This is a genomic window from Rhodococcus sp. NPDC019647, assembly GCF_044389235.1.
GTDB lineage: Bacteria > Actinomycetota > Actinomycetes > Mycobacteriales > Mycobacteriaceae > Rhodococcus_F > Rhodococcus_F oxybenzonivorans.
The window spans coordinates 227,847-241,263 of record NZ_JBIRXS010000007.1; the positions used below are offsets into that span (position 1 = coordinate 227,847).

At 67.9% G+C, this 13,417-nt stretch carries 3 protein-coding genes and 1 pseudogene; all 4 read left to right on the forward strand.

The features are described from left to right. Window positions 1-26: 26 nt before the first annotated feature. On the forward strand, window positions 27-10,643 hold the full coding sequence (locus ACH49N_RS16865) for an SDR family NAD(P)-dependent oxidoreductase (protein WP_358278215.1): 10,617 nt from the start codon (window positions 27-29) through the stop codon (window positions 10,641-10,643). 42 nt (window positions 10,644-10,685) lie between these two features. Further along, a complete protein-coding gene (locus tag ACH49N_RS16870; RefSeq protein WP_358278217.1) occupies window positions 10,686-11,987 on the forward strand; it encodes a wax ester/triacylglycerol synthase domain-containing protein in 1,302 nt (433 codons plus the stop codon). Between the two features lie 60 nt (window positions 11,988-12,047). Beyond that, window positions 12,048-12,149, forward strand: a pseudogene (locus ACH49N_RS16875) (DinB family protein); the annotation flags it as partial. A gap of 110 nt (window positions 12,150-12,259) precedes the next feature. Then, window positions 12,260-13,387 (forward strand): NDMA-dependent alcohol dehydrogenase, encoded by a 1,128-nt coding sequence (locus ACH49N_RS16880; protein WP_109329042.1) that lies wholly within the window; start codon window positions 12,260-12,262, stop codon window positions 13,385-13,387. Window positions 13,388-13,417 lie beyond the last annotated feature (30 nt).

Below are 13,417 nucleotides of genomic sequence, written 5' to 3' on the forward strand. Positions count from 1 at the left end.
GGCTCTCGGATTGGAGCTGATCTCGGATGGCCGATCAGGCGAAACTCCTCGACTATTTGAAGCGGGTCACCGCAGAGCTTTATCAGGCGCGGGCGAAGTTGCGCGAGGCCGAGGGGGTCAGTCGCGAACCGATCGCCGTCATCGGAATGGGCTGCCGGTTCCCTGGCGGGGTGCGGTCACCGCAGGATTTGTGGCGCCTGGTGGAATCGGGTTCCGATACCGTCACCGAGTTCCCCGAGGACCGCGGCTGGGAGCTGGCGGATCTCTACGATCCGAAAGCCGAGCAGGCCGGCAAGACGTACACGGTGCAGGGCAGCTTCCTCGACGATCCCGCGGGCTTCGACCCGGAGGTCTTCGGCATCTCGCCCCGCGAAGCGCTGGCCATGGACCCGCAGCAGCGACTTCTTCTCGAAACGAGCTGGGAAACGTTCGAACATGCCGGCATCGATCCGCGGTCCATGCATGGTCGCCAGGTCGGCGTCTTCACCGGGTTGTCGGGAATCGACTATGCGGCGCGGGCGGGCGGCATGCCGCCCGAGGACCTCGAGGGGTACTTCATCACCGGCAACGCCATGAGCGTTGCCTCCGGCCGGGTGGCGTACAGCTTCGGCCTCAGCGGACCGGCGATCACGGTCGACACCGCCTGCTCTTCGTCGCTGGTCTCCATCCACCTCGCCATGCAAGCGCTGCGCAGCGGTGAGTGCGAACTGGCTCTGGCGGGCGGCGCGACCGTGATGTCGACCCCCGCGGTGTTCGTCGAGTTCAGTCGCCAGCGCGGACTGGCCCGCGACGGGCGGTGCAAGGCGTTCTCCGCCGCGGCAGACGGCACGGCGTGGGGTGAAGGCGCGGGGATAGTGGCGTTGGAACGTCTTTCCGACGCAGAGCGCAATGGTCGCCGGATCCTGGCCGTCATCCGCGGCAGTGCAGTGAACCAGGATGGCGCGAGCAACGGCCTGACCGCTCCGAACCGGCAGGCCCAGGAGCGGGTGATAGGGCAGGCACTGTCCAACGCGGGGCTGGGACCGGCGGACGTCGACGCGGTCGAAGCGCACGGAACCGGCACCAAGCTGGGCGATCCGATCGAGGCATCGGCCCTGCTGGCCGGCTACGGCCGGAATCGTCCCGTCGACCAGCCGCTGTGGCTGGGCTCGGTGAAGTCCAATCTCGGACACACCCAGGCCGCCGCCGGCGTTGCCGGCGTGATCAAAATGATCATGGCGATGCAGCACGGGGTTCTCCCGCAGACGCTGCACGTCGACCGGCCGACCCCGCACGTCGACTGGTCGGCCGGTGCAGTGTCGCTGCTCACCGAGCAACGGAAGTGGCCCGAGGTCGATCGGCCCCGCCGGGCAGCGGTGTCGTCGTTCGGCATCAGCGGCACCAACGCCCATGTCATTCTCGAGCAGCCCCCGACGATTGAGCCGGTGAACAGCGGATCACCTTCTCCCGCAGAGGAAGTCGTGGCGTGGTGTGTGTCCGGGCACACCGAACCCGTGCTGCGCACCCAGGCCGCGAAGTTGCGCGAATACGCCGCAGACCATCCCGAACTGACGCCTGCCGCGGTAGCCGGCGCACTGCTCGGCTCACGTGCCACCTTCGACTACCGGGCCGCGGTGATCGGGGCGGAGCCGCAGGTGCTGCTGGCCGGCCTCGACGCGCTGAGCCGAGGTGTGCCCAGCCCTCACGTGGTCAGTGGCGTGGCCTTGGAAGCCGGCGACCGGCCGGTGTTCGTCTTTCCCGGGCAGGGCTCGCAATGGGTGGGGATGGCCACAGAGCTACTGGATTCTTCGCCGGTCTTCGCCGACAGTGTGCAGGAGTGTGCCGACGCACTTGCCCCCTTCACGGACTTCTCACTGCTCGAGGTACTGCGGGATCGAGATCCGGCCTCACTGGACCGGGTCGATATCGTGCAGCCGGCGCTGTTCGCGATGATGGTCGGTCTCGCGCAGTTGTGGCGTGCACACGGCGTCGACCCGGCGGCGGTGGTCGGTCACTCGCAGGGCGAGATCGCGGCCGCCTACGTCGCCGGCGCACTGAGCCTGTCCGACGCGGCGTTGGTCGTCGCGGCGCGCAGCAAGGTGATCGCCGCATCGGCCCGGCGTGGCGGTGGGATGGCCTCGCTGGCATTGCCGCACGACAGCGTGCGGGAGAAGATCCAATCCTGGTCCGGTGCCATCGAGGTGGCGGCGATCAACGGCCCGACCGCGACGGTGGTCTCAGGTCCCGTCGATGCCCTCGACATCCTCGTCGGGCAGGTGCAGGGCGACGGCGTCCAAGCAAGGCGGATCGCGGTGGAATACGCCTCCCATTGCGCCGACGTTTCGGTGCTGCGCCAACCGATTCTCGACGCCCTGGCCTCGATCGAGCCGCACCGGTCACAGATTCCCTTCTACTCGTCGGTGTCAGGTGGTGCGTTGGACGGCAGCGCGCTCGACGCAGACTACTGGTACCGGAATCTGCGCCGCACGGTTCGATTCGAACAAGCGACGAGAGCCCTTGTGGCAGAGGGATATCGATTCTTCGTGGAGTCGTGTGGCCACCCTGTCCTGACCGTGCCGTTGCAGGAAACGCTCGAGGCGGCGGGCGTCGCCGGACGAGCCATCGGCACCCTGAGGCGCGACAATGCAGGCCTGCGCCAGTTCACCGCCGCACTCGCCGAAGCCCAGGTACACGGAGTGCACGTCGAGTGGGACCGGGTGCGGTGGGCTCACCGCGACGATCGGCAGCAGTGGGTCGACCTGCCCACGTACGCCTTTCACCACCGCCGCTACTGGCTGGAAAGTTCGGTGCCGCACGGCGATGTGGCATCGGCGGGCATGGAGACCGGGGGACACCCGATGCTCGGTGCGTCGGTCGAACTCGGCGACGGGCGTGGCGCTGTGTTCACGGGAGTGCTGTCGCCGCACCGTGTTCCGTGGCTGAGTGATCACGCGGTGAACGGCACGGTCATCCTGCCGGGCACGGCTTTCGTGGAGCTCGCCCTGCACGCAGGAAGCCGTGTCGCGTGCGGACGGCTCGAAGAACTCACCATCGAGGCGCCCTTGATGATCCCCGGCGACGGTGAGGTGGCCGTGCAGGTGAGCGTGCTCGCCGACGGCGAGGCCGGCCATTCGACGGTGTCGATACATTCTCGACCCGCGGATGCGTCGGGGGATGCTCCGTGGACCCGGCATGCCACCGGCGTCCTCACCGCGGACGTGGACAGCGCCGACTCCCCAGAGGAGTGGCCGCCGGCCGATGTCACACCGATCGACGTCAGAGGGCTGTACGAAGTGCTCGACGACGCCGGCTACGGGTACGGCCCGATGTTCCGGGGGTTGCGGGCAGCGTGGCGCCGCGGTGACGAGCTGTTCGGCGAGGTGCGGCTGGGCGGAGAGGACCCGGCCGCTGCTGTGGCGGGATACGGGATTCATCCGGCCGTGCTCGACGCCGCGCTGCACGTTATCGCGTTCGGAGTCGCAGACACCGGCGCACGCGACGTCCGGCTGCCGTTCGCCTGGGGGACAGTGCAACTGCACGCGGTAGGCGCAACCGCCTTGCGCGTGCACATCACCACCATCGGGCCCGAGCGATATCGGGTATCGGCGTACGACTCCGCCGGCAAGTCGGTGCTGACCGCGGACTCGTTGGCGCTCCGGCCGCTGGGAGCAGCCGGGGTGCCACCCGCCGGGGCCGGCGAAAGCCTCTACCGCGTGGAGTGGATGCCCGTCGGTGCCTCCGCTGCGGCCCCGGCCGAGCTGCTGCCCCTCGCGGAGGCGCTCTCCGGAGCCGATCCCGACGGCCGCGTGCTGTGGCTGGCCGGTGAACCGGGTGATCAGTCGGACGTGCCGAGGCGGGCGCACGCCGTCGCCGAGTCGACCCTCCGGGCGGTCCAGTCCTGGCTCCGGGACGAGCGCCTCGCCGAGACCCATCTACTGGTCACGACCCGGCTGGCGGTAGCCGTCCGCGACGACGAACCGATCGACAACATCTCTGCCGCGCCCGCGTGGGGGCTGATCGGGGCGGTGCAACACGAGCATCCGGACCGCATCACCCTGGTCGACCTGGACATGCAGCCCGCCGACCTGTCCGATCCCGCGCTGTTGTCCATGGCGCTGGGGTGCAACGAACCTCAGCTGGCCATCCGCGAAGGGGTGCTGCTGGCACCCATGCTCGCCGCGGCAGCGCCCGCCGCGGCGGCGCCCGACGCGGGACCGGCACCCTTCGGTCCGGCCGGCACGGTCATGATCACAGGTGGGACCGGGACTATCGGCAGACTGATCGCGCGCCACCTCGTGGCGCGGTATGGGGTCCGCCGGCTGGTGCTGACGGGCCGGCACGTCCTCGATGCCGAGAGCGCGGCCCGATTGCGAGAGGAGGTTGCCGAGCCGGGTGTCGAGATCCGTGCGGTCGCCTGCGACGTGGCCGACCGCGCAGCTGTGGCGGACCTGCTCGCCGACATTCCCGACCTGTCCGGCGTCATCCACGCTGCCGGTGTGCTCGAGGATGCCACCGCCGCCGCCGTGACCCCGCAGCAATTACACGCCGTTCTGCGTCCCAAGGTGGACGGTGCCTGGCATCTGCACGAACTCACCCGCGACCGCGAGTTGTCGGCATTCGTGCTGTTCTCCTCTGCGGCGGGAGTGCTCGGTGGCGCCGGCCAAGCGAATTATGCAGCGGCGAACGTCTTCCTCGACGCACTCGCGCAGCACCGCCGCCTCCGCGGACTGCCGGCGATCTCCATGGCCTGGGGATTGTGGGACCGTCCGAGTGGGATGACGTCCCATCTCAATGCGGCCGACCTCGACCGGTTGCAGCGCACCGGCATCGACACCCTCAGCCCGGAGTCGGGGCTTGCGCTGTTCGACGCGGCGCTTGCCGTCAATCGTCCGTTGATCGTGCCGATACGGCTGTCGGCGCGTTCCTCGAAGTCCGACGGTGAGTCGGTGCCGCCCATCCTGCGCCGCGTGCTGGGTATCCGTCACCGCCGCGCTGCCGCCGCCGACGCGCCGACGGGCCTGGCCGACGAATTGCGCGCACTCGGTCCCGCAGAGCGGCACAGCCGGGTGCTGGACATCGTCACCACCCACGTTGCGGCCGTACTCGGGCATGAGGGGAAGGAAGCGATCGACCCGGAACGGGCGTTCAAGCAACTCGGTTTCGACTCGCTGACCGCCGTGCAACTGCGAAATCAACTGGCCACTGCCACCGGCGTGCGGCTCGCGGCGACAGTCGTTTTCGACCATCCCACTGCTGACGCGCTGACTCAGGAGTTGGTCGCGCGACTTCTCGGCAGTTCTGCTGCTCCGCAACCGGCCCAGAAAGCGCGAACCCGCAGAGACGACGACCCGATTGTCATTGTCGGAATGGCGTGTAGATATCCGGGGAATGTGTACGGCCCGGACGACTTGTGGCGGCTCGTCCGCGACGGTCACGACGCGGTGGGGGCGTATCCCGACAATCGAGGCTGGAATCTCGACGAGGTGTACGACCCGGACCCGGATCGCAGCGGCACAACGTATATGAGCGAAGGGGGGTTCCTCTACGACGGGGACGAATTCGACGCCGCATTCTTCGGAATCAGTCCGCGCGAAGCCGTCGCGATGGACCCCCAGCACCGCTTGCTGCTCGAGTGTGCCTGGGAAGCGTTGGAAGCGGCGGGGATACGGCCCGATTCCCCCGACCTCACCGACACCGGCGTGTACGTGGGGATGATGGGCGGTGACTACGGGTTCCACCTGATGAGCCAACGCAATGTCGATGCCGAGGGCTATCTGATGACCGGCACCAGCAACAGCGTGGCCTCCGGTCGGATCTCGTACTCTCTCGGATTCACCGGTCCCGCAGTCACCGTCGACACGGCCTGCTCCTCGTCGCTGGTGGCCATGCATCTCGCGGCGCGGGCGCTGCGCGACGGCGAATGTACTCTCGCGCTGGCCGGTGGAGCGACGCTGATGGCTACGCCCGGTGTTCTCGTCGAGTTCAGCCGCCAGCGAGGGCTCGCCGCGGACGGGCGGTGTAAACCGTTCTCGGATCGGGCCGATGGCACAGGGCTCAGTGAAGGCTCGGGGATGGTGGTGCTCGAGCGGCTCAGCGACGCAGAACGCAACGGTCACCAGGTATTGGCGATCGTCCGAGGATCGGCGGTCAACCAGGACGGTGCCTCCAATGGGTTGACCGCACCGAACGGGCCGTCGCAGGAGCGGGTGATCCGCCAAGCGCTGGCCAATGCCGGGGTCGGCCCCGCCGACGTCGACGCCGTGGAAGCACACGGTACCGGCACGACGCTCGGTGACCCGATCGAAGCGCAGGCACTGCTGGCTGCGTACGGGCAGGAGCGGGACGGACGGCCGCTGTGGCTCGGGTCGGTCAAGTCGAACATCGGCCATTCTCAGGCGGCGGCGGGCGTGGCCGGTGTGATCAAGATGGTGATGGCCATGCGGCACGGGGTGCTGCCCCCGAGTTTGCACGGTGATGCCCCGACGCGGCACGTCGATTGGACGGCGGGTGAGGTCTCTCTCCTGGGCGAATCGGTTGCCTGGCCGGAGACGGGACACCCCCGCCGGGTCGGGGTTTCGTCGTTCGGCATCAGCGGCACCAATGCGCACATGATCCTGGAGCAGCCGGCCGGCTCGGCCACGCCGAAGGTCTCGCCCCCGTCGGCATCGCCGTTGGTCTGGGTGATCTCCGGAAAGACAGGGGAGGCACTACGCGCGCAGGCCGCACGGTTGACCGCCTTCCTCGATCGCGATGACGCGGAACTCCCGGATCCCGCCGACCTCGCCTACTCGCTGGCCACCACTCGATCCGGTTTCTCCCACCGCGCCGCCGTGGTCGGGGAAACGCTGACCGAGCTGCGCGACGGTCTGGCTCGCATCGCCCTGGGCCGACCGGGCGGCAACGTCCTCAGCGGGACGAGTTCTCGCGGCAAGACGGCGTTCATGTTCACTGGCCAGGGCGCGCAACGGATCGGGATGGGCCGCGGTCTCTACGGTGCCTACCCGGTGTTCGCCCGGGCCCTCGACGAAGTCTGCTCCGCTCTCGACGAGCATGTGGAAAGCGCTGTCCGACAGGTGATGTGGGACGAATCCGACGGTGGCGCCGCAAAGCTCGACAGTACCGAATACACCCAACCGGCGCTGTTCGCGGTGGAGGTCGCGCTCTCCCGGTTGCTGCGGGACTGGGGTATCACCCCTGACTACCTGATCGGTCATTCGATCGGAGAGATCACCGCAGCACACGTCGCGGGAGTGTTCAGCCTGCCCGATGCCGCCGCCCTGGTGGGTGAGCGCGGACGGTTGATGCAGTCCACCCGTCCGGGCCGGATGATCGCGGTACGGGCACGCGCGGACGACGTCGTGGCGCAGCTCGACGGCCGGGTCGATCTCGCGGCCGTGAACGGTTCCGAGTCGGTGGTGCTCGCGGGCAGCGAGCACGACATCGACGCCGCCGCAACCGAGCTGTCCGCCGCGGGCATGAAGACGACGAGCTTGCGGGTGGAGCGAGCCTTCCATTCGACCCTGATGGAACCCATCCTCGACCAGTTCGTCTCCGTCGTGTCGAGGCTGACCGCGCAGCCACCGAAAATTCCGGTCGTCTCCAACGTGACCGGGCGGATCTCCTCCGCCGAGGAGCTCACGTCCCCGAGATACTGGGCGCAGCACATCCGCCAACCCGTGCTGTTCGCCGACGGCATTGTGGCCCTGGACGATCTGGGCGTCACCCGACTCGTCGAAGTAGGTCCCGGCGCAGCCTTGGCCGCGAACGCCGCGGAGGTCGTCCCGACTGCATTCGCTGCACTGCCCGGACGCGGCGACGAGGCGCACGAAATCATGGAAGTCGTCGCGGCGGCCTATGTGTCGGGTGTCTCGGTCGACTGGGAGCGGGTGATGCCGGGTCGTAGCCGGGTATCTCTGCCCACCTACGCATTTCAGCGCCGTTCCTTCTGGCCGTCCGCGGCGGCGCGTAACGCCGGCGATCCGACGGAGCTGGGGCTGAGCCCGGCGGATCATCCACTGCTCGGCGCGGCGGTGACACTCGACGACGACGCGACGTTGTTCACCGGACAGCTCTCGCTGCACCGGGATTCATGGCTCGTGCCGCCGCGGGCCGAAGACGGTAGCCCATCTACGGCCGACGATTCGCACACGGTAATGCCCGCAGTGCTGGTCGAGCTCACGTTGCACGTAGCCCATCACGTCGGTCTGGACCATATCGACGAACTCACGCTGCACCACCCACTGACCCTTCCGGCGTCGGGGCTGGCCTCACTTCGCGTGCTGGTGTCGCCGAACAACGACACCGGCGGCCGCACCGTCACCATTTCGTCGAACGTGGGTGAGGCCGGCAGCGTAGACACCTGGGTTCGGAACGCGTCGGCGACCATCGACGACGTCGTCAGCTCCGAATCGGAGGTACGGCAGCACGTTTCCGCGGACGACGATGCCGAAGTTCGCCTCGGTGAAGGCGTCGACACCAGTGGCTTCGGCATCCATCCGGAGCTGCTGCAGGCAGCGCTCGAGCCCCTCCTCGGAGGCGACGGCTGGCCACTCACATGGTCGGGAATCCGTCTGCACACCGTCGGTGCGGAGGCAGTATCGGTACGTTTCTCGACGACCGAGGACGGGCGATACCGCATCGTCACTGCGGACCCCGAGGGTTCGCCTGTGTTGACCATCGATGGGCTGAAAGTGGTGCCGCGGGCAGTCGGCAGGGAAGGAGCGGGCCGCTCGGCAGGCCTGCCGCTGCACCGGCTCACGTGGATTCCGGTCGAGGGCGGAGCGTCCGAGCCGGTCCTCGGCCCGGCGGCCATCCTCGGCGCAGAGGGATTCGGCGACGACGGGATCGGTTCCACCTTGCCGAACTATCCCGATATGGCGGCATTGCGGGCCGCACGGGAGTCGCTGCCCGACGGAGACGACCGACATCCGTGGACGGTGCTCGTCGGGTGTGGCACCGAGGGCGGAGGCGGGCCGGAAGCGACCCATGCGCTGTGTGCTCGGGTGCTGCAACTGCTGCAGTCGTGGCTCGACGACGACGAGGTTGCCGACAGCTCGCTCGTGATCGTGACCCGTGATGCGATGGTCACCGAGGACGGTCGGGACCGAGGCGATCATCTCGAGGCTGCGGCAGTGTGGGGTCTCGTCGGCTCCGCGCAGAACGAGAACCCGGGCCGGATCGTCCTGATCGACCTCGACGATGCATCGGACGCCGAATCCGCCGTTGCCGCGGCGGTGGCGAGTGGAGAACCTCAGCTGGCAGCTCGGAACAACACCTTGCTCGCGCCTCGGCTGCGGCGTCTTCGCGTCGTCGACGAATCCGGCTCGGCCCTCGATCCCCGCTCGCCCTTCGATTCTCGCGGTACCGTTCTCCTCACCGGGGGCACCGGCACCGTGGGATCACTGGTCGCTCGCCACCTGGTCACCGAGCATGGGGTCCGGCACCTGCTGTTGACCAGCCGGCGCGGACCCGACGCCGAGGGTTGCGACCAACTGCGGAGCGAACTGAGCGGCCAGGGAGCCGAGGTGAGCATCGTGGCGTGCGATACCTCCGACGAATCGGCAGTTGCCCACTTGCTGTCCCGAATACCGGAGGAGCACCCACTCACGGCTGTGATCCACGCGGCCGGAGTGATCGACGATGCCACCTTGTCCTCGCTGACCCCCGAGCGACTCGACGCCGTGCTGCGGCCCAAGGTCGACGCGGCGTGGAATCTGCATCGGCTGACCGCCACCTGCGATCTGCGCGCGTTCGTCATGTTCTCTTCACTCGCTGGAGTCCTCGGGGCGCCCGGGCAGGCGAACTACGCTGCCGCGAACATGTTCCTCGACGCGCTCGCCCGTCACCGCAACGCCCTCGGACGGCCCGCGCTGTCGATCGCCTGGGGCATGTGGGCACCGCCGAGTGCCATGACCGACAACCTCGGTGCGATCGATCTCGCTCGTGCCCGTCGCAGCGGGATGGTTCCGATGACCGCTGCCGAGGGCCTCGCTCTCTTCGACAGTGCGTTGACCGCCGGTGTGCCGACCGTGGCGGCCGCTCGGTTCGACCTGTCCGGTTCGGCCGCTCCGTACGTTCCAGCCCCGCTGCGTGGCCTGATACGGGAGGTGCGTCCGCGCGCCGCAGGTTCGGACTCGGTGGCGACCGGATCCAGCGGGTCCGGGACCTCGGATTGGGGTCAGCGCCTTGCTGATCGGTCGACGCCCGAGCAGCGGCACCTGATGCTCGAACTGGTTCGGAGTGGGGCTGCGGCCGTCCTCGGCTACGACTCTCCCGACGCGGTAGACGCCGACCAGGCGTTCAAGGAACTCGGTTTCGACTCGCTGGCCGCCGTTGCGCTCCGCAATTACCTCGGCGCCGCCACCGGCCTGCGGTTGCCGCCGACGATGGTGTTCGATCACCCCAGTCCGCGTGCCGTCGCCGAATTCCTTCGCGGAGAGCTCGTTCCGGATCCGGTGTCGGTCGCCCTGTCCGACGTCGACCGACTCCGCGCCGCCATCGCCGAGCTCGGCACCGACACCGAGGCGCGGTCGGCCGTCGCGAAACGGTTGGAGAATCTGCTGGCAGAGGTGGCTGCGCCCGAAGAGGCGCACGCCGACACGGTCGACAAGATTCACGCCGCCACCAGTGAGGAGATCCTCGATTTGATCGACCGCGGTTTGTGAACTGCCGGACTATGCAGTGTGAGCGAGGGTAGGTTCGGACGAGTGGCCAGCGAGGATCCCGATCGGCTCTCCGCCGATGACGCGCGCATCCTGGCGCTCGAATCGGCGGCAATCACCGGTCATACGCTGAAATTGATCGTCCTCGAGCCGGATACCGGACCGCTCGACCTCGACGCCCTGAGATCCTCGGTAGCGGCGCGACTTCCCGGTCGACCGCGCGCGAGGCAGCGGGTCGACACGTCGGGACCGGAGCCGCGCTGGGTCGACGCTGACGACTTCGAGATCAGCGACCATGTCCGGCGTCTGGCAGAGCCCGCCTGCGTCTCGCGGGCAGATCTGTGGCGGGCCGTCAGCAAGCTGATGTCCGAGCGACTCGATCATGACCGACCCTTGTGGACAATCGACGTGATCGGCCCACTCGGCGACGGCCGCGAAGCGATCGCGGTCCGGGTTCACCATGCGATGGCCGACGGGATCACGGCGGTCCGCTTCCTCGATGCCGTGCTCTGGGATCCGCACCCGTATCCGGACTCCGGCCAGGTGGCGCGCCCGGGCATTCGCTCGGCTGCGGCGAAGCGCTCGTGGTTCGCCGAGGCCCGGCGGATGCCTGGAGCCGTCTGGCGGGAACTCGTCTCGCGCGGGTCGCGCTCTCCTTTCGACCGCCCGATCGGTGTCTCCCGGGAGGTGGCCTTCACGGTCGCCCCGCTGGCAGAGCTGAAGTCGATCGGGAAGTCACGTCCCGACCACGCAACGGTCAACGACGTTCTCCTCGCGATCGTCGCCGGTGGGGTGCGCCGATGGCTCGGCGAAAGCGCGGTGGGGCTTCCGCGACTTCGTGCCCAGGTTCCGGTCAGCCTCCATCACCGAACGGAGAGCGCGGGGGAGTTCGGGAATCGGGACTCGTTCCTCAACATCGATCTACCGCTCGGGGAGACCGACCCGCTCGAGCGGCTCGACCGGATTGCCCGAGAGACCAGGGAGCGCAAACTCCTCGGCGATGCCGAAGAACTCTACGACCTGTTCCATGCTCTCGGGCGCACGAAGCACCTCGGCAGCGCTGTGGAGCGGCTCGCCGGGAGCGCGCGAGAATTCAGCCTGTCGATTTCGAACGTTCCAGGCCCGGCCGTACCCGTGGGGGTGGCCGGTCGCCGGGTCGAGCATCTCTTCTCCTCTTCGGAGCCGGCCGCGCACCACGCCCTCCGTATCGCCGCGATCTCGTGTGCCGGGAGCATCGGGATCGGGCTTTGCACCGACCCGGCGACGCTGCCCGATGTCGCCCGGCTTGCGGTCGCGATCGACGACTCGTACGCGGAACTGCGCACGGCGGCGATCGGGGGAGGGTGATCGCCGAACCCTACGATGACGGACATGGCGCTGCGGCGTGGGTGCCGGTTCTGGAGCGGCCGGACCGGGCGGCGTAGTGACGGCGCGTCGTTCACGGTGGAGTCGCTGGCGAAGTACTTCGCCCACGATCCGTTCCACCACCTCCACGACGTGACCCGGTAACAGTTTCGGATTCTGCAGCCCGATTCGGTAGAACGTGTTCCAATTCGGGCTGATTGTGTCTATCGTCACATCAGCAGATGCGCAGACATGAATGAAGGGTTGGAAGACACATGAAGACCAAGGGTGCGATCCTGTGGGGCCTGAACGAGCCGTGGTCGGTCGAGGAGATCGAGATCGGGGATCCGGTTGCGGGCGAGGTGCAGATTCGCATGGAAGCCGCCGGCATGTGCCACTCCGACCACCACATCGTCACCGGCTCGATGCCCATGGCATCCTTCCCGGTGATGGGCGGCCACGAAGGGTCCGGCGTCATCACCAAGCTCGGTCCGGAGGTGAAGGACCTCGAAGTCGGCGACCACGTGGTGCTCTCGTTCGTGCCTGCCTGCGGACGCTGTCCGGCGTGCTCGGCGGGACATCAGAATCTCTGTGACCTCGGGATGGGGCTCCTGAGCGGGTTGGCAATCAGTGACGGCACCTTCCGCATCCACGCGCGCGGCGAAAACGTCATTCCGATGTGCCTCCTCGGCACGTTCTCGCCCTACATGGTTGTGCATGAGACCTCGGTCGTGAAGATCGACAAGGACATTCCCTTCGACGTCGCTGCCCTCGTCGGCTGCGGAGTTCCCACCGGATGGGGTTCGGCCACGCGGATGGCGGAGGTGAAGCCGGGTGAATCCGTCGTCATCATGGGTGTCGGCGGCGTCGGTATGAGCGCCCTGCAGGGTGCGGTGGCGTCCGGAGCGCGCCAGATCTTCGCCATCGATCCCGTTCCGTGGAAGCGGGAGCAGGCGCTGAAGTTCGGGGCCACCCATGCGTTCGAGAGCGCCGCGGCCGCCATCGAGCCGATCATCGCCCTCACGAATGGGTTGATGGCGCAGAAGACGATCATCACGGTCGGGGAGATGCGCGGCGAATATGTCGAGGAAGCCCTGCTGCTCACCAGTAAGTTCGGCACCTGTGTCGTCACGGCCATGGGCGCGATGACCGACATGGACGTCAAGCTGAACCTGTTCCTCTTCTCGATGCTGCAGAAGGACCTGAAGGGCACCATCTTCGGCGGCGGAAACGCCCGGGTCGAGATCCCGAACCTGCTGGCCATGTACAAGTCGGGGCAGTTGAACCTCGACGACATGATCACCCGCACCTACACCCTCGAAGGGGTTAACGACGGGTATCAGGACATGCTCGACGGCAAGAACATTCGCGGCGTCATCCGGTACACCGAAGCCGACTGGTGACGGCTCGCCGCAGCAGACCACGGGGTGCTC

Bases quoted from the DNA above. Each gene is read 5' to 3' on its own strand.
- ACH49N_RS16880 (WP_109329042.1), top strand. From the start codon at position 12,260: ATGAAGACCAAGGGTGCGATCCTGTGGGGCCTGAACGAGCCGTGGTCG.
- ACH49N_RS16865 (WP_358278215.1), top strand. From the start codon at position 27: ATGGCCGATCAGGCGAAACTCCTCGACTATTTGAAGCGGGTCACCGCA.